Source organism: Aestuariivirga sp., assembly GCF_041738905.1.
Taxonomy (GTDB): domain Bacteria; phylum Pseudomonadota; class Alphaproteobacteria; order Rhizobiales; family Aestuariivirgaceae; genus Aestuariivirga.
Genome location: NZ_JBGSOZ010000156.1, coordinates 1 through 21,938, shown reverse-complemented (window position 1 = coordinate 21,938; position 21,938 = coordinate 1). Strand labels below are relative to the sequence as shown.

Annotated in this window: 21 protein-coding genes; 12 read left to right on the top strand and 9 right to left on the bottom strand. The window is 62.5% G+C overall.

Annotated features, from left to right (window positions below; all coding sequences use genetic code 11):
- Window positions 1-244: 244 nt before the first annotated feature.
- Complete coding sequence (locus ACEW8Q_RS14830) at window positions 245-1,012, bottom strand: class II aldolase and adducin N-terminal domain-containing protein (RefSeq protein WP_373504824.1); 768 nt, start codon at window positions 1,010-1,012, stop codon at window positions 245-247.
- A gap of 104 nt (window positions 1,013-1,116) precedes the next feature.
- Between ACEW8Q_RS14830 and ACEW8Q_RS14825 the strand changes: the two genes are divergently transcribed.
- The 9 genes from ACEW8Q_RS14825 to ACEW8Q_RS14785 all read left to right on the top strand — a co-directional run bounded on the left by ACEW8Q_RS14825 (window position 1,117) and on the right by ACEW8Q_RS14785 (window position 9,479).
- A complete protein-coding gene (locus ACEW8Q_RS14825; RefSeq protein ID WP_373504823.1) occupies window positions 1,117-1,548 on the top strand; it encodes a DUF2147 domain-containing protein in 432 nt (143 codons plus the stop codon).
- 11 nt (window positions 1,549-1,559) lie between these two features.
- Window positions 1,560-2,282 (top strand): tetratricopeptide repeat protein, encoded by a 723-nt coding sequence (locus ACEW8Q_RS14820; protein ID WP_373504822.1) that lies wholly within the window; start codon window positions 1,560-1,562, stop codon window positions 2,280-2,282.
- A gap of 115 nt (window positions 2,283-2,397) precedes the next feature.
- Window positions 2,398-3,417: a septal ring lytic transglycosylase RlpA family protein gene (locus tag ACEW8Q_RS14815; protein ID WP_373504827.1), complete on the top strand. Its 1,020-nt coding sequence runs from the start codon at window positions 2,398-2,400 to the stop codon at window positions 3,415-3,417.
- 60 nt (window positions 3,418-3,477) lie between these two features.
- Window positions 3,478-4,659: a D-alanyl-D-alanine carboxypeptidase family protein gene (locus tag ACEW8Q_RS14810; RefSeq protein WP_373504821.1), complete on the top strand. Its 1,182-nt coding sequence runs from the start codon at window positions 3,478-3,480 to the stop codon at window positions 4,657-4,659.
- Window positions 4,660-5,286 carry a dTMP kinase gene (tmk, locus tag ACEW8Q_RS14805; RefSeq protein WP_373504820.1) on the top strand — a complete coding sequence of 209 codons (627 nt, stop codon included), beginning with the start codon at window positions 4,660-4,662 and terminating at the stop codon, window positions 5,284-5,286.
- Complete coding sequence (locus tag ACEW8Q_RS14800) at window positions 5,286-6,317, top strand: DNA polymerase III subunit delta' (protein ID WP_373504819.1); 1,032 nt, start codon at window positions 5,286-5,288, stop codon at window positions 6,315-6,317. The genes tmk and ACEW8Q_RS14800 overlap by 1 nt, the downstream gene beginning before the upstream one ends.
- A 19-nt stretch (window positions 6,318-6,336) precedes the next feature.
- Window positions 6,337-7,890, top strand: a complete 1,554-nt coding sequence (gene metG / locus ACEW8Q_RS14795; protein WP_373504818.1) for a methionine--tRNA ligase — start codon at window positions 6,337-6,339, stop codon at window positions 7,888-7,890.
- Between the two features lie 3 nt (window positions 7,891-7,893).
- On the top strand, window positions 7,894-8,688 hold the full coding sequence (locus ACEW8Q_RS14790) for a TatD family hydrolase (RefSeq protein ID WP_373504817.1): 795 nt from the start codon (window positions 7,894-7,896) through the stop codon (window positions 8,686-8,688).
- On the top strand, window positions 8,685-9,479 hold the full coding sequence (locus tag ACEW8Q_RS14785; RefSeq protein ID WP_373504816.1) for an MBL fold metallo-hydrolase: 795 nt from the start codon (window positions 8,685-8,687) through the stop codon (window positions 9,477-9,479). The genes ACEW8Q_RS14790 and ACEW8Q_RS14785 overlap by 4 nt, the downstream gene beginning before the upstream one ends.
- A gap of 174 nt (window positions 9,480-9,653) precedes the next feature.
- Here ACEW8Q_RS14785 and ACEW8Q_RS14780 read toward each other — a convergent pair whose 3' ends face one another.
- The gene (locus ACEW8Q_RS14780; RefSeq protein WP_373504815.1) at window positions 9,654-10,388 is read right to left on the bottom strand and encodes a trans-aconitate 2-methyltransferase; all 735 of its coding nucleotides are present in this window, start codon (window positions 10,386-10,388) and stop codon (window positions 9,654-9,656) included.
- Between the two features lie 81 nt (window positions 10,389-10,469).
- On the opposite strand from ACEW8Q_RS14780, the gene mazG reads away from it, so the two are divergent.
- On the top strand, window positions 10,470-11,243 hold the full coding sequence (gene mazG / locus ACEW8Q_RS14775) for a nucleoside triphosphate pyrophosphohydrolase (protein WP_373504826.1): 774 nt from the start codon (window positions 10,470-10,472) through the stop codon (window positions 11,241-11,243).
- 16 nt (window positions 11,244-11,259) lie between these two features.
- Here mazG and hflX read toward each other — a convergent pair whose 3' ends face one another.
- From hflX to dusB, 7 genes are all read right to left on the bottom strand, one after another.
- A complete protein-coding gene (gene hflX / locus ACEW8Q_RS14770; RefSeq protein WP_373504825.1) occupies window positions 11,260-12,594 on the bottom strand; it encodes a GTPase HflX in 1,335 nt (444 codons plus the stop codon).
- 62 nt (window positions 12,595-12,656) lie between these two features.
- Window positions 12,657-12,902, bottom strand: a complete 246-nt coding sequence (gene hfq / locus ACEW8Q_RS14765) for an RNA chaperone Hfq (protein ID WP_111198540.1) — start codon at window positions 12,900-12,902, stop codon at window positions 12,657-12,659.
- A gap of 67 nt (window positions 12,903-12,969) precedes the next feature.
- On the bottom strand, window positions 12,970-14,361 hold the full coding sequence (locus ACEW8Q_RS14760; protein WP_373504814.1) for a sigma-54-dependent transcriptional regulator: 1,392 nt from the start codon (window positions 14,359-14,361) through the stop codon (window positions 12,970-12,972).
- 11 nt (window positions 14,362-14,372) lie between these two features.
- A complete protein-coding gene (locus ACEW8Q_RS14755) occupies window positions 14,373-16,604 on the bottom strand; it encodes an ATP-binding protein (RefSeq protein WP_373504813.1) in 2,232 nt (743 codons plus the stop codon).
- An 89-nt stretch (window positions 16,605-16,693) separates the two neighbouring features.
- Window positions 16,694-18,136, bottom strand: coding sequence for a nitrogen regulation protein NR(I) (gene ntrC, locus ACEW8Q_RS14750; RefSeq protein WP_373504812.1), 1,443 nt, complete (start codon window positions 18,134-18,136; stop codon window positions 16,694-16,696).
- Window positions 18,136-19,284 (bottom strand): nitrogen regulation protein NR(II), encoded by a 1,149-nt coding sequence (locus ACEW8Q_RS14745; protein WP_373504811.1) that lies wholly within the window; start codon window positions 19,282-19,284, stop codon window positions 18,136-18,138. Before ACEW8Q_RS14745 ends, ntrC begins: the two co-directional genes overlap by 1 nt.
- The gene (gene dusB / locus ACEW8Q_RS14740) at window positions 19,281-20,294 is read right to left on the bottom strand and encodes a tRNA dihydrouridine synthase DusB (RefSeq protein ID WP_373504810.1); all 1,014 of its coding nucleotides are present in this window, start codon (window positions 20,292-20,294) and stop codon (window positions 19,281-19,283) included. The genes ACEW8Q_RS14745 and dusB overlap by 4 nt, the downstream gene beginning before the upstream one ends.
- A gap of 109 nt (window positions 20,295-20,403) precedes the next feature.
- On the opposite strand from dusB, the gene ACEW8Q_RS14735 reads away from it, so the two are divergent.
- Complete coding sequence (locus ACEW8Q_RS14735) at window positions 20,404-21,573, top strand: bifunctional 2-C-methyl-D-erythritol 4-phosphate cytidylyltransferase/2-C-methyl-D-erythritol 2,4-cyclodiphosphate synthase (RefSeq protein ID WP_373504809.1); 1,170 nt, start codon at window positions 20,404-20,406, stop codon at window positions 21,571-21,573.
- The coding region (locus ACEW8Q_RS14730; RefSeq protein ID WP_373504808.1) for a CinA family protein at window positions 21,573-21,938 on the top strand (366 nt) is incomplete at its 3' end. The genes ACEW8Q_RS14735 and ACEW8Q_RS14730, both read left to right, overlap by 1 nt.

The window sequence follows — 21,938 nt, the reverse complement described above, 5'->3', positions numbered from 1 at the left end:
AAGGCGCAGAGTACTATCATTCGGTTCACCCGCTGGGTTCTCCATGATGGCCTCATATGGTTCAGGTTAAACTGCTGATAATTATACCTGAATCGGCGCAATGCCGCCACAAATCAGTATGTCATCTGGCGAATGCGGGCTTAAGGTAGTCCTCTGTCAAGGTATCGGACGGCATCACCCTTCGTGACATGAAAACGGCCCCCTGCGAGGGAGCCGTTCAACCAAGCGTGTGACGCGCCGAAGTTCAGTCGGCGTATGACGGATCCTTCTCGTCGAGGATCGCCTTCATTTCAGCGAAATGGGCCTGGAACTGGTCGCGGTCGGACTCCCACTCCTGCGCAGTCTTTTCCGCGACCTGGGCTGACATGACATGGAGCGGCTGGCCCGAAGCATAGGCCAGCATGAGATTGCGGGCGGCGCGCTCGAAGTAATAGGTAAGGTCGAAGGCTTCAGCCACCGTGGAGGCGCAGATCAGCACGCCGTGGTTGCCCATCATCATGATCTGCTTGTTGCCCAGCAGGCTGCCGAGGCGGTCGCCCTCGGCATCGGAATTGGCCATACCGCCATAGTCCATGTCAAATGCGATGCGATTGTAGAAGCGCGCCGTGTTCTGGTCGATCGGCAGCATGTCCGGGTTGGTGAGCGAGGCGAGTGCTGTCGAATAGGTCGGGTGGAGATGGATGATGCAGCGGGCCTGCGGAACGTTCGCGTGCATGCGGCCATGGATGCACCAAGCGGTAAGGTCGGGCGCATCCGGCCGGTTCATCGTTTCCTTGTCGCTCGAATCGAGCAGCAGCAATTCCGATGCCTTGATGCGCGAGAAGTGCTTCCAGCGCGGGTTCATGAGGAACTTCTTGCCGTCGGCAGAGACTGCGAGGCTCAGGTGGTTGGCCACCGCCTCATGCCAGTCGAACATGGCGGCGAGCCTGAAAGCCGCCGCAAGGTCGACACGCAATTGCCATTCGTCGGTTTCAACAATCCGTGCCGTCTTGAGCGTGGCGAGGTTGCTCATGCTAATCTCCTGTGCTGAAGGCAAAACGATAGCCGTTTCGTGGGGCCCGGGCAATCGGTACTCAAAGAGGGGCGAGCATGACGGGAATGCGGAGGTGTGGTGGAATGAAGCGCAATTTGAGCGCCCTCTTGGTGATCGCAGGTGTCGCGGCATGGGCCCCGCCCGCGCTGGCGGACAAGGGCGCCGAAGGCATCTGGAAGCTGGACAACGGCAAGGTGACGGTGAGGGTTTCGCCCTGCGGTGCCAATCTCTGCGGCAAGGTGGTCGCGCTGAAGAAGCCCCGCGACGACAAGGGCCGTCCCCGGCTCGACAAGGAAAACCCGAACGCTTCCCTAAGGTCGCGTCCCGTCATCGGGCTTACCATCCTCAGCAACATGAAACCGGCAGGCGCCCAGAGTTGGACCGGCACGATCTACAATCCAGATGATGGTTACACCTATCGCTCGGAAATGAAGATGCAGAGCCCATCGACCATGAGGGTCAAGGGGTGCATGGCCGTGTTCTGCAAGACCATGAAGTTCGTGCGCGTCCAGTGAATGGCCCCCGCATGAGACCGGCAATCGCACTGGCGTTCGCGGCCGTCCTGGCTTTCACAGGCCCGACGGCTGCTCAAAGCCTTCAGGAGCTTCCCTTCGACAAGCAGATGAAGCTTGCGAAGGTGGGCGACGTCGATGCGCAATATGAGATCGGCCTTGCCTTCGAGACGGGGAAGGGTGCCAGGCAGGATGAGGCGGAAGCCGCCCGCTGGTTCCGCCAGTCGGCCCTCCAGGGCAATGTCGAGGCGCAGTATCATTTGGCAAGGCTGGTTGCGAAAGGCGCCAAGGGCCTGAAACAGGATCTCTCCACCGCCTTGAAACTCTATCAGGACGCTGCGGCCAAGGGCCATGCACCAGCCATGAATGCGCTGGGACAAGCCTACCAGCAGGGCAAGGGAACCTCGGCTGATCCCGCGCGGGCGGCCGAGTGGTACAGGAAGGCCGCCGACCTGAAACTGGCGGACGCACAGAACAATCTGGGCATGCTGTATCTGCGCGGCGCAGGCGTTAGTCGCGATCTCGCCGAGGCCTTCAGGCTGTTTGAAGCTTCCGCGAGCCAGAATGATGCCTGGGGCCTCAACAACCTGGGTGGCATGTACGAGATGGGCTGGGGCATTCCAGCCGACAAGACAAAGGCGCTCGGCCTTTACAAGCAGGCGCTGTCCGCGGGAAATGCGCAGGCAAGACAGAACATCGAGAGGCTCGCAGGCACGGTCCAACCCGTCGCCCGGTAGAATTCGTTAACCATACTTCCCAACCTCAAATTTACGCTCCCGGCGCAAATACTCGCGGTGTGGGGTTCGGGACACGCCACGCGGACGGTTTTTCGTCGGGTGGAGTTGAGTGAGTATGGTCAGGTTTGCGAAGCTTGCAATCGTGCTGGTCGCGGTCGGTCTTGCGCTGACTGGCTGCTCGTCTGACAAGAAGACCGCCAAGCTCGATCCCTTTGCTGGCAAGGGCAGCCCGCACTACACTGGCAAGGGACCCGTTCCCTGGGGCGGCGGACGCAGGCATGTCGGCAAGCCCTATCAGGTGGCGGGCCGCTGGTTCACGCCGAAGGAACAGCCGAACTACGACAAGAAGGGCACCGCCTCCTGGTATGGCGAGGCCTTTCACAAGCGCAAGACATCGAATGGCGAGTGGTTCGACATGAACCGCCTCACGGCAGCTCACGCCACGCTGCCGCTGCCCAGCTATGTGAAGGTCACCAATCTCGCGAATGGCAAGGACGTCATTGTCCGCGTCAATGATCGCGGGCCCTTCGTCGATACGCGCGTGATCGATCTCTCGAAGAAGACCGCCGAGGTCCTGGATTTCAAGAACAAGGGCAAGGCCCAGGTGCGTGTGCAGTTCATCGGGCCTGCGCCTCTGAACGACAATGGCTCGCATCTGATGGCGATGAACAAGGAACTCGACCGTGGCACGCCGCTGCGTACCATGATTGCCGCCGCCGACCGCCACAAGGGAAAGTCAGCCCCGTCGAACGTGATGATCGCCGAGGCCGCGCCCGCCAAAGTCAAAAAGGCACCTGTGGCAAAGGCCGAGACAGTTGCCTACGTTCCGCCCGCCGCCGAACAGTCCCCCGCGTTTTCCGAGCAGCCGGCCGGGGCTGTGGAAACATCATACTACGTGCAGCTTGGGTCCTTCGGCGATCAGGCGAATGCCGAGCGTGCCCGTGACCAGTTCTCGAACGTGTGGCCCGTGCAGTTCATCGAACTGATGGGAACCGGAGGGCCAGTCTTCCGCGTCAGGCTGGGACCGATCGCCGATGCCACAGATGCCGATACGGCCCTCGAAAACGCCTATGCTGCAGGCTATGCCGATGCGCGCATGATAAAGTCACAAGCTGTGCAGGCTTCTCTCGAGTAGGTCGAGACCCAATTCGTTGATTTCAGAGGCGAAGCCGCCTAGCTTGTGGACATGAAAATCGTGGCCACGCCCATACGCCAGAGAACCAGCCTCGACTTGCTGATCATTTTCGGTGCCTTGTTTCTTGCCCTCTTTGCTTCAGGGCAGGCTGCCGCGCAGGAGGCTCTGGAAACAAAGGCGCCTTATGCCATCCTGATCGACGCCAGAACCGGCCGCGTGCTCTTCGAGAAGGAGGCGGACATCGCGGTTCCGCCCGCCAGCATGAGCAAGCTGATGACCATGATCATGGTCTTCGAGAGTCTGAAAGCCGGAAAGCTGTCGCTGGACCAGACATTCACCATCAGCGAGGACGCATGGCGTCGCGGCGGCGCGGTCTCCGGCGGCTCGACCATGTATGCCGAATTGAACTCTCAGGTCAGGCTGGAGGATTTGATCAAGGGCGTGGTGGTGCAATCCGCCAATGATGCCTGCATCGTGCTTGCCGAAGCACTGGGCGGCAGCGAACCGGCCTTCGCGGACATGATGACCGCGCGTGCCCGTGAACTGGGCGCCAGCAATGCCACGTTCCGCAATGCCACCGGCCTGCCGGACCCTGAGCACCGCATGAGTGTGCGCGATCTTGCAATGCTGGCGCGATACCTCATCACCACCTTTCCGGAATATTACAGGTACTACGCCATTCCGGAATTCACCTGGAACAAGATCCGCCAGCTGAACCGGAATCCGCTGCTGAAGGACTATCCGGGCGCCGACGGTATGAAGACCGGCTACACCCGTGAGGCCGGATACGGGCTTGTTGGCTCTGCGGACCGTGATGGCCGCCGTCTCATCATGGTGATCGCCGGGCTGAAGAGCATCAACGAGCGCAAGCAGGAGGCCCAATCCCTTCTCGACTGGGGCTTCCGGCAGTTTCGCGGCATCGACGTCTACGCCAAGGGCGACAGGGTGGCGAAGGCGCGCGTGTGGGGCGGAACGGAACGGACCGTCGATCTGCTGACCAACGCCAATGTCCGCGTGTCGCTCTCGGCGCAAGAGCAGGAACTGGCGGAAGTGAAGCTCGCCTATACCGGGCCCCTCATGGCGCCTGTCGAAGCCGGCACCGAAGTTGGTACAGTCCGCTTCATTGTCGACGGACTGACAGTGGCGGATGTGGGCGTTGTCACGGCGAGTGCCGTTCCCGCGGATGAATCGATGTGGTCCAGGGCCCTCGACAGCCTCTACATCATGATCTTCGGAAGCTAGATGCCCGGTCTCTTCATGACCTTCGAGGGCGGGGAAGGCTCTGGCAAGTCCACGCAGATCAGGCGGCTGGGCGAACGGCTGCGGTCAGGCGCGCGTGAGGTGCTGCTGACGCGCGAACCGGGCGGCACGCCCGAGGCTGAAGCGGTCCGCAATCTCCTCGTGTCGGGCGACGTGGCGCGTTGGACGCCGAAGTCGGAGGCGCTGTTGAATTACGCCGCGCGCGAACAGCATCTGGAGCAGGTGATCCGGCCCGCTCTTGAACGCGGCGCGATCGTAGTGTGCGACCGCTTCATGGATTCGACCCGTGCCTATCAGGGCCATGCCGGGGGCTGCGACGTGGGTTTCATCGACGCGCTGGAACAGGCCGTGGTGGGTGCCACGCGCCCTGATCTGACGCTCATCTTCGACCTCGATCCGGCAGTGGGGCTGGAGCGCGCCCGCAACCGTGGCGATGCAGTTTCGGAAGACCGCTACGAGCGCAAGGGCCTCGACTTCCACCGCAAGCTCCGCGCGGGTTTTCTTGACATTCTTCGGCGCGACCCGGTGCGCTGCCGACTGGTCGATGCGTCGCAAAGTATGGACGACGTATCGCAGTCGGTCTGGAACATCGTGAGCAGGGTGCTCTGATGGCGGAAGATTTCAAGGATCCACGCGACGTCGCATGGCATCCGCGCCGCAATGCGTCCCTTGTGGGCCATCAGGCGGCGGAACGCCGTCTCTTGCAGGCGCATCAATCGGGCTCGCTCCACCATGCGTGGCTCATCACCGGACCTAAAGGCATCGGAAAGGCGACGCTTGCCTACCGCTTTGCGAAATTCCTGCTGACGGCGCCGACCCCCGAGCGCGCCCGCGCCCACAACTCTCTTTATCTGGCGCCCGAAGCATCCGCGTTCCGCCTAGTGTCGGCCGCCTCACACCCCGATCTCCTTGTGATCGAGCGCAGCATCGACCAGCGCAACAAGCGGCTGAAATCCGAAATCTCGGTGGACACCGCACGCGAGGCGCAGACCTTCTTCGCGCGCACATCAGGCGCGGGCGGCTGGCGCATCGCGATCGTCGACAGTGCGGACGAACTCAACGGCGAGTCCGCCAATGCACTCCTGAAGATCATCGAGGAACCGCCGAAACAGAGCATTTTCCTGATCGTCTGCCACCAGCCGGGACGTCTGTTGCGGACGATCCGCTCACGCTGCCTGCACCTGCCGCTCGACCCCTTGGGTGTCGACACCACCCTGCAGGTGCTGCATGGACTGCCGGCTGGTGCCATCGAGGCGGACGAGCAGGCGCTGAGGCAGGCTGCCGAACTCTCGAAAGGCAGCCCGGGCCGCGCCATGGATCTTGTCGGCTCCAGGGGTGCCGCAGCCTTCGCCGAATTCCTGCGCCGCCCGAAACTCACGGCATCGACGGCGGTCGAAATCGGCGCGGCCTTCACAGGCCGGGAAAAACCGGAAGACTATTTCATCTTCTGCGACTTGCTGACTGGCTGGATTGCCGAACAGGCGCGGGCCGCGGCACTCCGCGGTCATGGAGACGCACTGGCCGCCGCGCATGACGACATCCACTCTTCCCTCCGCCAGACGGATGCCCTAAACCTCGACCGCCGCCAGACGGTCACCGATGCGCTCATGCGCCTCGAAGAGGCTCTGAAGGCCTCCTGATCCAACAGATTGAAGATAAATGCCGAAACCGAAATTCTACATCACCACGGCCATTCCCTACGCCAACGGCGCGCCCCACATCGGCCACGCCTATGAGCGTATCGCGACCGACGCCATCGCCCGTTTCAAGCGCCTTGACGGCTATGACGTGTTCTTCGTCACGGGCATGGACGAGCACGGCCAGAAGATGCAGCAGACCGCCGCCCGCGAAGGCATAACGCCACTTGAACTCGCTGACCGTACTGCGGCCCAGTTCGAGCAGATGGGCGACGACCTCAATGCCCGCGCCGACGACATCCTGCGCACCACTCAAACGCGGCACAAGGAGTCGGTTCAGGAAGTCTGGCGCCGCATGGCCGCGAAGGGCGACATCTATCTGTCGAAATACGCAGGCTGGTATTCGGTGCGCGACGAAGCCTATTACGCCGAGGATGAAACCGAAGTTCGCGACGACCGGCGCTTTGCGCTGAAGACCGGAACCCCGGTCGAATGGGTCGAGGAGGAGAGCTACTTCTTCAAGCTCTCGGCATATGCGGACAAGCTTCTGGCACTCTACGAGACCCATCCGGACTTCATCACGCCGGAAAACTACAGGAACGAGATCGTCGCCTTCGTGAAGCGTGGCCTCAACGACCTGTCGGTCAGCCGCACCACCTTCGACTGGGGCATCCCGGTGCCGGGTGATCCGAAGCACGTCATGTATGTCTGGGTCGACGCGCTGACCAACTACCTCTCCGCCACCGGCTTCCCGGATGAGAACGCGCCGCGCGCAAAGTTCTGGCCGGCAACCGCGCATGTCATCGGCAAGGACATCACGCGCTTCCATGCGATTTACTGGCCGGCCTTCCTCATGTCGGCCGATCTTCCCGTGCCGGAACAGATTGTCGTCCATGGCTTCCTGTTCAGCCGCGGCGAGAAGATGTCGAAGTCAGTGGGCAACGTCGTGGCGCCGGGCGATCTGGTCCGCACCTATGGCGTCGACCAGACCCGCTACTTCTTCCTGCGCGAAGTGCCTTTCGGACAGGACGGAAACTACAGCCACGAGGCCATCGTCAACCGCGTCAACGCCGACCTCGCCAATGACCTCGGCAACCTCGCGCAGCGCTCGCTGTCGATGATCGCCAAGAACTGCGGTTCAATGGTTCCGGCCTGTGGCCTACTTTCGGATGCTGACAAGGAAATCCTGGCCGCCGCCGATGCCATCCATGCGGAAGCTCGGGCGGCGCACTCGACCCACGCGATCAACAAGGCTCTGGATGCCATCTGGCGCGTGGTGGCCGATGCCAACCGCTATTTTGCAGGGCAGGAGCCCTGGGCGTTGAAGAAGACCGAGCCTGCCCGCATGGAGACAGTGCTCTATGTCACCGCCGAAGTGCTGCGCATCGTCGGCACGCTGGCGCAGCCTTATGTGCCTGCTTCGGCTGCGAAGCTGCTCGACCTTCTGGCCGTTCCGGAAGACCAGCGCAGCTTTGCCGACCTCGGCATGCGGCTCGTCTCCGGAACGGCGCTGCCCGCACCCGCACCGATCTTTCCGCGCTATGTGGAAGAGGTCGAAACTCCAGCCAAGGCCTGACCCATGCTCGTCGTCGACAGTCATTGCCACCTGGATTTCGAGGGAGTTCAGGATCAGCTTCCGGAGGTTCTGGACCGCGCCGAGAAGGCGGGCGTGGGCCTCATGGTATCGATCTCTTCAAGGGTCGCGAAATTCGACAACCTGCGCCGCATCGCGGAAGAAAACACCAATGTTTTCTGCACGGTAGGAACCCATCCTCACAACGCGCATGAGGAATTGGACATCACCGCCGAACAGCTTGTGGAGCTTGCGAAGCATCCCAAGGTCGTCGGAATCGGCGAGGTGGGCCTCGACTATCACTACGACCTGAGCCCACGAGAGGCGCAGGAGGCGAACTTCTTCGTCCACATCCACGCCGCCCGCCGGTCTGGCCTTCCGCTGGTGATCCACAGCCGCGAGGCCGAAGCCGACACCATCGCAATTCTCAAGGAGGAGATGGCGCTGGGCCAGTTCACGCCGCTGCTTCATTGCTTCACGTCGAAGGCTGAACTCGCCCGCGAGACGGTCGCCATCGGAGGCTATGTCTCGTTCTCCGGCATCCTCACTTACAAGACGGCGGAAGACCTTCGCGCCACGGCGGCTGAACTCCCGATCGACCGCATCATCGTTGAAACCGACACGCCATATCTGGCGCCGGTTCCGTATCGCGGCAAGAACAACGAACCCGCTTTTGTGGTGAAAACACTGGAGACACTGGCCAAGGTGCGCGGGGTGTCGGTGGAAGAGATGGCGAAGATCACCAGCGACAATTTCTTCCGCCTGTTCTCGAAGGTGCCGCGGCCCGCGAGGTACGCTTGACGACGAAGATCACCATTCTCGGGTGTGGTTCATCCGCCGGCGTGCCGCGCATCGGCAATGACTGGGGCAAGTGCGACCCGAAGAACCCGAAGAACCGCCGCCGCCGCTGTTCGGCGCTGGTGACGAAAACCGGGCCGGGCGGAGCAACGCGGGTTCTCTTCGATACGTCGCCCGATTTGCGCGAGCAGATGATCACGGCTGGCGTCAACGACGTCGACGCGGTGCTCTTTACGCACGAGCACGCCGATCATACGCATGGCATCGACGATCTACGTGCCTTCTACCTGCTGAAGCGAGAACGGGTTCAGGTCTGGGCCGACGATGCCACCGGCCGTATGCTCACCACGCGCTTTGCCTATTGCTTCTACACAGCGCCCGGCAGCGATTACCCGCCGATCATCAACCTCAATGCCATGGAAGCTCAGACGCCGGTTACGATTGGTGGAGCCGGGGGCGACATCGCAATTCTGCCGTTCGAGGTTCATCACGGCACCATCGATGCGCTGGGCTTCCGCGTCGGTGGTACGGCTTACACACCCGACATCGACGGCGTGCCCGACAAGAGTATAGCGGCGCTTGAAAACCTCGACCTGTGGATCGTCGATGCCTTGCGCCGCACACGGCATCCCAGCCACTGGAGCCTGCCGCAGACACTTGAATGGATCGCGCGCCTGAAGCCGAAGCGCGCCGTCATCACCAACATGCACATCGATCTCGATTTCGAGATGCTTCGGAATGAACTTCCGGATGGTGTCGAACCCGCGTTCGACGGACTCGAATTATCCATCTGACTGTTGACGAAGCAGACCCCCTGAAGTGAGTGTGGGATGGAAGGAAACAGGTTCAAAGCTTTGTTGAGGCTGGGTTTTCTGCCAATTCGACATATCCAGTAATATTCCATAATATATATTATGCGAACAAAGGATCAGGGCGCTTGAGTTCACTTCTCCGCGACCCTGTCTAGCCTAGCCTAGCCTCCCGACCGCGATCATCTCACTGGCGTCCGCTCTGAAAGCTTCGCCCTGCCAGTTTCCAAGCCACTGCTTCACAATCAGGCCTGCTTCGTGCAATCCCGTCGCAATGGTGTCCATGGACGCAAAGCGGATCGACGACTGAGCCTCCCACAGCCTGCCATCCTCAGCCCGGTAGAACGTGCCATAGGTCGCAATCTCGCGCCCAGCGTCGAAAGCGACATCATTCCACGCCTCGATCTGTCCGAGCCTTGGATGTCTGATGATCCGGCGTGACAGCTCCGGTGTCCATTCCCGCCACTCCTCGCAAGCCGGATTGCGCGAGTCGAAGACGAAGGTACCATCGGGCTCAAGATGCGCAGCGATCGTCCTGGCCACGGCACGCTGATCCTCATCGGTCAGGAAGCACTGGAAGGCATGGCCGGTGAGCACGATGAGGTCGAAGCGCCGGCCCGACCGCACCGTGCGGGCATCCGCCTCGACCCAGGTGACGCCCGCGCCACCTTCCCTTGCCCGCGCCACGTCCAGCATGGCGCCGGCCGGATCGACACCGACGACATCGCGGCTGTGCCCGAGTGCCGCCGCAAGAAGCCCCGTGCCGCACCCCAGATCGAGCACGCTGCGGCTGTCCTTCGCGAGCGCGAGGCAGTAGCGTGTATCGTCGGCCCAGCCATTCTCGATATCATAGAATTGGACGAGTTCCGGGTCCGCGAAAAGCCTGTCCTGCATGAGGCCATCTGTAGCCTATCAGGCCCAAATCGGCTAGGCCTCGCGGCCATGAGCCAGAAACCTGCCGACAATCCTGCCACCATGGACCCTCGCAAGATCGAGACCCTGCGCGCCATCATGAAGGCGCTGCGCACACCCGTCACCGGTTGCCCGTGGGACCTTGAGCAGAATTTCGAGACGATTGCCCCCTACACGATCGAGGAAGCTTATGAGGTGGCGGATGCCGTCCAGAATGGCTCCCGCGCCGAACTCTGCGAGGAGCTGGGCGATCTGCTGTTGCAGTCCGTCTACCATGCGCAGATGGCTGACGAGGAAGGCAGCTTCACCTTCGATGACGTGGTCGAGGCCGTAAACCGGAAAATGATCCGTCGCCACCCGCATGTATTCGGTGACGATGAGGCCCGCTCCGCCACGCTCGCCAAGGGCTTCTGGGAGGACATGAAGGCGAAGGAGCGCAAGGACAAGCCGAAGCAGGGCGTGTTGGCTTCGGTTCCCGCCGCCTTCCCCGGCCTCACCCGCGCCGTTAGGCTCCAGTCCAGGGCAGCAAAGGTGGGCTTCGACTGGCCGTCCGTCGACAATGTCTATGACAAGATCGCCGAGGAAGTCGCCGAGTTCCGCGAAGCGCCAGACGAGAAGAAGGCCGAGGAATACGGCGATCTTCTCTTCGCCATGGCGAATGTCGCACGCCACCTGGGGATTGATCCCGAGGCGGCACTGCGCGGTGCCAATGCCAAGTTCGAGCGCCGCTTCGCCCATATCGAGGACCGCCTTGCGGCGCGTGGCAAGGAACCGAAGGACTCGGATCTCGCCGAAATGGACGCGCTGTGGGACGAGGCCAAGACGCTCGGAAAGTGACGGTCGGAATCGATCCCTATTCCGCCACAGCCTTCGCCGGGCTCAGCATCTTGATGGCGCGGCCGAAGCGTGCCTGGGCCTGTCCGGCCTTGTCCTCCGTCAGGCGCACCTTGATGCGGGTGCGGCCATCGGCATAGGACTTGCGGCTCAGAACCTCGCCGCGATCATGCAGCCAGGCCTGCCCTTGCCCGTCAGCGGGATCGAGGAAGATTTCATAGACATGGTCCTCGGCGCCGAGCCGTCCCTCGATCAGTTCGAGCAGCGGGCCCACGCCCTCGCCGGTGACAGCCGACAGCAAGACCGTGCCCGCCTTGCGTAGCGCCTGTGCCTCGCGGGCCGCGCGTTCGTCCTGCGGCAGCAGGTCGAGCTTGTTCCACACTTCGATGATGGTGCCGCGCCGCACTTCGTCGATGCCGAGTTCGCCCAGAACGCGGTTCACGTCCTGCGCCTGTGCTTCGCTGTCGGCATGCGCCACGTCGCGCACATGCAGGATGATGTCGGCCGCCAGTACCTCTTCGAGTGTCGCGCGGAAGGCCGCGATGAGCGACGTCGGCAGGTCCGAAATGAAACCCACCGTGTCCGACAGGATGATCTTGCGGCCATGCGGCAGCTGGATCACCCGCATCGTCGGGTCGAGCGTGGCAAACAGCAGGTCCTTGGCCAGAACCGAAGCCCCGCTCAGCCGGTTGAACAGCGTCGACTTGCCGGCATTGGTATAGCCCACAAGCGCCACCACCGGATAAGGCACGCGCGCCCTGCCCTTGCGATGCAGGGCCCGGGTCTTCACCACCGACTCCAGCTGCTTCTCGATCCGCGTGATGCGTTCCTGAATCAAGCGCCGGTCGGCCTCAAGCTGGCTTTCGCCGGGGCCACCGAGGAAGCCGAAGCCGCCGCGCTGCCGCTCGAGATGGGTCCATGATCGCACGAGACGGCTTTTCTGATACTGGAGATGGGCAAGCTCGACCTGCAGCGTGCCTTCACGCGTGGAGGCGCGCCGTCCGAAGATTTCGAGAATGAGGCCCGTGCGGTCCAGCACCTTGGCGCCCCAGGCCTTTTCCAGATTGCGCTGCTGGATCGGTGAGAGCTGGGCGTTGACGACGACCAGCTCGGCGTCCTTCTCCTTCACCCGCTCGGCAATTTCTTCCACCTTGCCGGACCCCAGCAACGTGGACGGGCGCGGAGCGTTGACGGGCGCAATGATCTGATCGGTGATTTCGAGGTCGATCGCCTGTGCCAGGCCGACGGCCTCCTCAAGCCTGGCCGCGGCGGCCCGATCGGAGACCGGGGGTGCTCCGCGATCACGCCTGTCGACATGAAGAACGACGGCCCGGGTGAGCTCAGGCCCCTCGATCTGGAAATCGACGCCGCCGCCAGATTTGGCCGAACTGCCTGTCTGGCTCGTCTTGCGCGTGCTCAACCTCCCGCCTGCTCCTCGTCGAACAGGCTGATCGGCCCACCCGGCATGATGGTCGAAATGGCGTGCTTGTAGACGAGCTGCGACATGCCATCACGGCGGAGAAGCACGCAGAAATTGTCAAACCAGGTGATGACGCCCTGGAGCTTCACCCCGTTCACGAGAAACACCGTGACCGGAATCTTCTGCTTGCGGACATGATTGAGGAAAGTGTCTTGCAGGTTCTGCTGTTTTTCTTGGGCCATTGCTTTTCTCTTCTTTGGGCCAGTCTGGCGGTTGGTAAACTATCACGAAATCACGATGGTGAAAATTTCACAACTCCGTGTCTTCTTCATTGCGGCCGTGGAGGCCGAGAAGCTTGATCTTGCGGTGCAAGGCGGACCTTTCCATGCCGATGAACTGGGCGGTCTTCGAAATGTTTCCGCCGAAGCGGCCAAGCTGCGCCGTGATGTAGTCGCGCTCGAAGGCCTCGCGGGCCTCCCGCAGCGGGTGAATCAGCAGATGTTCGATACCGAAGGTTGCAGCCGCCGCCCCCGCCCCGCCAGTGTCTGACGGCAGGGCGGCTGCGGTGATTTCGGTTGTCGGGTCACCGCTTGCCAGGATGAGCAGTCGCTCGACGTTGTTGCGCAGCTCGCGGACATTGCCGGCCCATTCGCGGGTCTGCAGCACGGCAATCGCGTCATCGGCGAACTTGCGATGCGGTTGCCCTGAGGCAACGGAGTAGCTGCGCGAGAAATGCGTGATGAGTTCGGGAATGTCCTCGCGCCGCTCGGCCAGTCCGGGCACCTGCACGGGAACCACGCCAAGCCGGTGATAGAGGTCTTCGCGGAATCGTCCCACCATGATGAGGCCCGGCAGGTCGCGGCTGGTGGAGGTGACGACCCGTACATCGACCTTTACCTTCTTGGCGCCGCCCACCCGCTGGAACGTCTGGTCCACCAGAACACGCAGGACTTTGCCTTGCGTTTCCATGGGCATGTCCGCCAGTTCGTCAATATAGAGCGTACCGCCATGCGCCTCCTCGAGCGCGCCGACGCGCCGTGTGGCCCCTGACCCATCTTCCACGCCGAACAGTTCTTCCTCCATGCGCTCGGGCGCCATGGTGGCGGCGCTGAGCGTCACGAAGGGCCCGGTCGCGCGGAGCGACATGGCGTGAAGCGTGCGTGCGGCGAGTTCCTTGCCGCACCCCATGGGACCCGTGATGAGGACACGGCTGTTCGATGGCGCAATCTTCTTCAGAAGCTGGCGAAGCTGGCGCATCGCGGGCGAAGACCCCAGCAGCTCGGTATCTGTGCCCGACCGGCCCTTCAGTTCCTCGTTCTCACGCTTCAGGCGGGAGGTTTCGAGCGCCCGGCCGACCACGAGAATGAGCCTGTCGGCCTTGAAGGGCTTCTCGATGTACTCGTAAGCGCCGCGCTTTATCGCGGCGACCGCCGTCTCGATGTTGCCGTGGCCTGAAATGATGATGACCGGAACTTCCGGGTGTTTTTCCTTAATGATGTTGAGCAGGTCGAGACCGTCGAGCTTCGAGCCCATCAGCCAGATGTCGAGGATGATGAGCGACGGCCGCCGCTGCGCCACTTCCGCAAGGGCCGCATCGCTGTTGTGCGCCAGCCGTGTTTCATAGCCTTCATCCTCGAGGATGCCTGCGATCAGCCCCCGGATGTCGGCCTCGTCGTCGATGATCAGGATATCCGCCGCCATTCAGTCTTCTTTCACTCCGCCGCCGTCGATTGCGCGGTCTGCTTGTCGAACAGGAGGGTCACCCGCGCGCCCTGCCGGGCCTCCGCATAGGAGGGCCCATCCTCGAGCAGCAGCCGTCCGCCATGTTCTTCCATGATGCGCTTGACGATCGCAAGCCCGAGCCCGGTGCCCTTTTCGCGCGTCGTCATATAGGGTTCCGCCAGCCGGTGCCTGTTTTCGCGCGGCAGGCCGATGCCGTTGTCGGTCACGCAGATGAAGGGATGCCCGCTTTTGATGCCGGCCACAACCTCGATATGGCCCCTCGGCTCGGCTTGATCCTGCAGCCGCGCCTCGATCGACTCGCGCGCGTTCTTGACGAGATTGGTGATCGCCTGTGTGATGAGACGGCGGTCGAAGGGAAACACCAGTTCGCCATCGCGGACATCCAGTTCGATATCGATGTCGGAGGACGAGACCCTTTGCAGTACGGTTGCTTCACGGACGATCGATGCCAGTTCATGTGGCTCGGGCACGGCTTTCGGCATCCGCGCGAAGGACGAGAACTCGTCGACCATGCGGCCGATGTCGCCGACCTGCCGTATGATCGTGTCGGTGCACTGGTCGAAGACATGCTTATCGGTCTGGATCTGGTTGCCGTACTTGCGCTTCAGACGCTCTGCCGAAAGCTGGATGGGTGTGAGCGGGTTCTTGATTTCGTGCGCGATCCGCCGCGCGATATCGGCCCAGGCCGAATTGCGCTGCGCGGAAACGAGGTCCGTAATGTCGTCGAAGGTCAGCACATGGCCATGCGTGGTGTCCTCGGATGTTTCGGTCGTCACTCGCGCGAAGAGGCTGCGGCTCTCGCCCTTGCGTTCGATATCGACCTGGGACTCGGCAAAACCTGATGGCCGCGTGAGTGCCTGTTCGAACACCGGCATGAAGGCCGGCAGCGCCTCCTCTGCCGCTTTGCCGAGAAGATCACGTTCGCTCAGGCCCAGCAACAGCAATGCCGAACGGTTGACGAGCGACACATGGCCCGACGGATCGATGCCGATCACGCCTGCGCTCACGCCAGCCAGCATGGCTTCCGTGAAACGCCGCCGCGCATCGACGGCTTCATTGGCCGATACCAGGTCGTCGCGCTGCTGCTTGATATGGCCGGTCATCAGGTTGAAGGTGTTCGACAGGGTCTGGAGGTCCTCCGGCCCCTCGACGACCGGGACCTTGGCGTCGAGTTCGCCCCCCGACACCCGGCGCGCCGCATCGAGCAGGCGCACCACGGGCGCCACGATCATGTCGGAGAACCACAGCCCCACCCAGATCGCCGCCAGCAGGAAGACGAAACCCACCAACGCATACATCATGCCGAAGGTCACCTGGACGCCGAGTCGCTGCGACATCAAACGGTCATACTCGACCTTGGCTTCCCTGGTCTTTGACAACTGGTCCAGCACCGAGGGGTTGATGACCCGGTAAACAAGCAGGAAGGAGTTCGGGAAATTCTGCAATTTGATCATGGCACGGACGACATTGCCGCCCCTGCCCGGCGGCAGCACGACGAGTTCCCCACTCTCGGCACGTGCAATCTGGCTGGCGTTCGGCGGGAAGAAGTCGATCTTGTCATTGGCGACGACGCGCGCATCGAAAGCCTGCTTGCCATCCTCACGGCTGTCAGGATCGAAGATGAACACGGCAGGAAGGCCATGCAACGCCCCATGCCGTGCCACACGGCGCACGAAGCTCGCCTTGTCCGCGTCGAACAGAGCCTTCTGTTGCGAAAGATCGGCGGAGATCGCAGCCACGTCATTGCGCACGGCCTCCGCGTGATCGCGCACATAGGATTCGGCCACATTGACGGCGGTGTCGACGATGACGCGCGTGCGCTCGGAGAACCAGGCATCGAGGCCACGGTTCAGCGTGACGGTTGCGAAGACGGCGACGATGATGGCAGGCACGACGGCAATGACGCTGAACAGCGACACAAGACGCAGATGCAGGGCTGCGCCCGGAGTGCCGCGGCGCTTCTCGACGAAAAGGAACACGAGCTGGCCGATTACCAGCAGCCCCATGATCAGCAGCACGACACCATTGAGGACGATCAGCAGCATCGTCGTCTCGGACGTCGGCTTGATCGGCGTCAGGCCGGTCAGGATACCAAAGGTCGCAAGTCCGCATGCCACGCCTGCGACGACCAGCATGAAGCCGGCCAGCCCCGTGAAACGGCGCAGCCGGTCAAACAGCCGGAAATGCGTACGATCGATCATGCACCTTGTTCAGCAGGTCCTGTTGCCGGAAATCAACACCAAATGTGGCTGATTTGCGACACTCGCCCCACGTCAGCAGTAGCCCTGCGTCAGGAGAGGCCACGTATGACTTTGACCTGCCTGTCCCGCAGCTTCACGCGCAAGGTGTTGCGGTTGATGCCCAGCAATTCGGCAGCCCGCAGTTGGTTGCCGGACGTCGCGGCCAGAACGGCGCGGAGCAGCGGCGGCTCCACTTCCGCGAGGATGCGATCGTAGAGGCCTTGCGGTGGCAGCCCATTGCCGAAGCTGGCGAAGTAGCGCGAGAGATAGTTCTCCATGAACTCCGGCAGGTTGGTGCCTGAGTAATCCGATTGATCGGCCACCGGCTGGACGGGAACGCTGGCAAGTTCACGATCGACGGCCGAGGCTGCGATATTGTCCTCGATCTCGATTGCCACGAGACGGCGCAACAGGTTTTCCAGTTCGCGGACGTTGCCCGGCCAGCGATAAGACTGCAGCCGCTCGATCGAGTCGCGCGACAGTTCCTTGCGGGGGAGTCCCTCCTTGACCGCCTGCGCCAGGAAGTGCCGCACGAGATCCGGAATATCTTCCGAGCGCTCGCGGAGCGGCGGCAGGCGCAAAGGCACCACGTTGAGCCGGTAGAACAGATCCTCGCGGAACTGGCCCTGGTTGATGAGCTGCCGCAGGTCGCGGTGGGTCGCGGTGATGATCCGCACATTGGTCTTGATCGGGGCATTGCCGCCGACAGTCGTATATTCTCCCTGCTGCAGCACGCGCAGCAAACGGGTCTGCGCCTCGAGCGGCATGTCGCCGATCTCGTCTAGGAACAATGTCCCGCCCTCGGCCTGTTCGAACTTGCCGGCCACCCGCGAGGTGGCGCCCGTGAAGGCACCCTTCTCGTGGCCGAAGAGCTCGGACTCGATCAGTTCGCGTGGGATCGCCGCCATGTTGACCGCCACGAAGGGGCCCTTGCGACGGCGGCCATAGTCATGGAGCGCGCGCGCCACCAGTTCCTTCCCGGTGCCGGATTCGCCCACGATCATTACGGTAAGGTCGGTCTGGGTGAGTCTCGCGATGATGCGGTAGATCTCCTGCATGGCGGGCGAGCGGCCGACGATGGGCAGGGTCTCCGACGCCTGGTTGCCGTTGGCTGGCACAGGCTTCTGAGATTGTTCAAGCGCCCTGCCAACAGTCTGCACCAAGGCATTGAGATCAAACGGCTTTGGCAGATAGTCATAGGCGCCGCGTTCGGCCGCCGTGATGGCGGTCATAATGGTGTTCTTGGCGCTCATCACGATGACCGGCAAGGTGGGTCGCAGCTTCTTGATGCGCGGAATGACATCGAAGGCATTTTCGTCGGGCAATACGACGTCGGTGACGACTGTGTCGCCCTGCCCCTCCGTAACCCATCGCCAGAGGGCCGCCGCCGTGGCGGTCGAGCGCACGCTGTAGCCGGCGCGGCTCAGCGCCTGGCTTAGAACGGTGCGAATGGTGCTGTCGTCGTCGGCGATCAGAACCGTCTTGGTGCTCATCAGTTGGAATCCTCTTCAATTTCTCGCGGCGCTGCCGTTCCGCGCAGCATGGGCATCAGCACCCGGAAGGTCGTGCCGCGCTCTCGTCCGATGCATTCGACGATCCCGCCATGGTCGCGCACGATCTTGGCGACGAGTGCCAGCCCGAGGCCGCGGCCGGCTGGTTTCGTCGTCACGAAGGGATCGAAGATATTGGGCCGCAATTCCTCAGGAACGCCGGGGCCGGTGTCGTGTATGCACACTTCGAGCGGAAGCGTGATGCGTTCCTTTGATCCTGGAACCGTCAACCGGATTCCCGGCCGGAAAGCCGTGGTAATGAGGATCTCACCAGCATCGCCGCCCTGATAGATGGCCTCTGCGGCATTCTTGGCGAGGTTCAGGAAAACCTGCACCAGTTGGTCCTTGTTGCCGTGAACAGGCGGCAGCGACGGATCATAGTCTTCGCGGACAGTGACCCCGGGGTGCATCCCGGCGACGGTGAGCTGCTTGACCCGCTCGAGGACGGCGTGAATGTTGACGGGCCTCTTGTCGAGCGGACGCTCGTCTGAAAAGACCTCCATCTGGTCGACGAGATCGCGAATGCGGTCGGTTTCATCGCAGATCAGCCGGGCCAGCGCGCGGTCTTCCGAGCCAAGGGCAGGCTCCAGCAACTGCGCAGCGCCGCGAATACCCGCCAGCGGATTCTTGATTTCATGGGCCAGCATCGTGGCCATGCCCGACACCGAACGCGCTGCCGCGCGCGAGGTCAATTGCCGGTCGATCTTGTGCGCCATCGAGCGCTCGAGCAGCATGACGATGACGTAGCGGGGCTGCTCCACCATGACAGCGGTCTGGATATCGACGAGCCGCTCACCCCCGAGCCGTGGCGTACCCACAGCGATCGCATATTCGTTGACCACGCCAGCCATGGCGCGGGCTTGCGCCACGGCGCCGAAGACGGGGCTCGAGAAAGGTACCAGATCGCCGAGCTTGTGGCGCAACAGCACATTGCTGCTCGCCTGAAAGTAATTCTCCGCCGCCACGTTGGCCATGCAGATACGCTCATCCTCATCGACGACGACGAGCGGATTGGGCAGCGCATCCACGACGGCCTTGGCCATCGGGGCGCCGGATGGTTCCGCCGCCGTCTCGGATGTGATCACAATCATGCCGCTGCCGCCTTTGCCTGTGCCTCATCGTAGAGCTGCTGCAATCCGAGGCGGACGGCGGCGTTGTCGTTCGTTCTCAGCAGGCTGACGCGCCAGGAGGCGGCACGTTCGCTGCTCAGCAGGTTGCGTTCCGCCAGCCGCCCGATTGCCCAGCCGACATGCTTCCGGGCAATGCGGTTGCCGTGATGATGGCCGTGGTGGGAAAGAATGCGTTCGTGATGATTTGCGACGATCCCGGCTTCTTCCGCCAGCGGCGGTTCTTTGACGCCCGAACCCGGATCGAGCCCCTCCGCGATCACGCCCGGCCACCACGGCCTGCCATAGGCCCCGCGCCCGATCATCACGCCATCGGCACCGGATTTCTCGAGCATCTGCCGCGCATCTTCGACCGAGGTTCCGTCACCATTTGCGACGAGCGGTATTTCAATGGCCTCGCGAACCCGCGCAATCGCCGCCCAGTCGGCCTTGCCGCCATAGAACTGGCAGCGCGTGCGGCCGTGGACGGTGACCAGCGCCACCCCCGCCGCCTCGGCGCGGCGCGCGAGATCCGGCGCATTCATGGAATCATGGTCCCAGCCCAGCCGCATCTTCAAGGTCACCGGCACTGAAGAAGCGTCGACGGTCGCCTCGATCAGCTTTTGGGCATGGTCGAGATTTCGCATCAGGGCCGAGCCGGAGAGCCCGCCTGTGACTTCGCGGGCCGGACAGCCCATATTGATGTCGATGATGTCGGCGCCCATGTCCTGCGCCACCTTCACGCCTTCCGCCATCCAGTGCGGTTCGCGGCCCGCTAGCTGGATCACGAAGGGACTGAGCGACTCGGCTCCCAGCGCGCGCCGCAGCATGTCCGGCCTGGCATTGACCAGTTCCTCACTTGCGACCATTTCACTGACAACCAGCCCGGCGCCCTGCTCGTGCGCTGTCATGCGAAAGGGTTCATCCGTGACGCCCGACATGGGCGCCAGGAAAACCCGGTTTCGCGTCTCTATTGGGCCAATCTTTATGCCCATAATTTGATCACAAGTTTCCTGTGTGCAATTTATTGGCAAGATACGCTGATGCTGCACCGCGTCAAGGCCCTTTCTTGCGAGGCCGTGCCGAGATTGCTAGAGCAGAAACATGACAGTTGCGGCGGTGATCGTGGCCGGTGGTTCCGGCCTGCGCGCGGGGGGCGAGAAGCCGAAGCAGTATCAGTTGATCGGCGGCAGGCCGGTGATCTGGTGGACCTGCAAGGCGTTTCTCGATCATCCCGGCGTCAGCCATGTGCAGCCCGTCATCGGCGAAGGCCATGAGGACATGTTCAGTGCCGCAATCGACGGGCTCGAAATGCCCTTGCCAGTCATCGGCGGCTCCACGCGACAGGATTCCTGCCGGATCGGAGTGGAAGCCGTAGAACGGCATGGGCCTACGAAGATCCTCATTCACGATGCCGCCCGGCCCTTCGTGTCGTCCGATCTCATCAGTCACGTCATTGCCTGGCTGGAACGCTATCCGGCTGTCATTCCGGGCATGCCCGTCGCCGAAACCCTGAAGTTCGCACCCGGCGGCATCGTCAGCCGCACCGTCGACCGGGCCAGCATCTGGACAGCCCAGACCCCGCAAGGCTTCATCTACGACAAGATCCTCGGCGCACACCGCAAGGCCCAGATCGAAGCCACCGCCAACCTCACCGACGACGCTTCTGTTGCGGAACATGCGGGCATTGCCATATCCATGATTCCCGGGCGCCATGAAAACAAGAAGCTGACAACCGCCGAGGACATCGAGATCGCCGACCGTGACATGATGGGACGCCAGCTGGAAAACCTGCCAGACATTCGCGTGGGCCAGGGAATCGACATCCACCCCTTCGACGAAGGCGATGCCGTGATCCTGTGCGGCGTGGCGATTCCCTATTCGGCCAGGCTGAAGGGCCATTCCGACGCCGACGCGGCCATGCACGCGCTGACCGATGCGATTCTCGGAACCATCGGCGAAGGCGACATCGGCACGCATTTCCCCCCGAGCGACCCCCAGTGGAAGGGAGCGCCCTCACGAATCTTCCTCGCGAAGGCAGTCGAACTGCTGGAGGCGCGGCGTGGCCTCATCGCCAACGCCGACATCACCATCCTGGCCGAAGCTCCGAAGATTTCGCCCCACGTTACTGCAATGAAGGATGTGCTTTCTCCCCTGCTCCATCTTGCGCCAGAGCGCATTGCCATCAAGGCGACAACGATGGAGAAGCTCGGCGCCATCGGACGCAAGGAAGGCATCATGGCCTTCGCCACCGTCACCGTGCGGCTACCCTGATGTTTCCGGACGATCTCATCAAGAGAGCAGTGGCACTCATCGATGTCTGCCGGGAACGAAAGCTTTGGCTTGCAACAGCCGAGAGTTGTACGGGTGGACTCATCGCGGGCCTCATCACGGCCGTGCCGGGTTCATCCGATGTTTTCGATGCAGGATTCGTGACCTACTCCAATGAGGCCAAGACGCGGATGATCGGCGTTCCGACGGATCTCATTGCTTCGGCGGGCGCAGTCAGCGAGGACGTCGCTCGCGCCATGGCATTGGGCGCACTCGCTCACAGCCGTGCCGATATCGCCATGGCCGTGACAGGAGTTGCGGGGCCGGGCGGAGGCACGGCGTTGAAGCCGGTGGGCCTGGTGCACTGC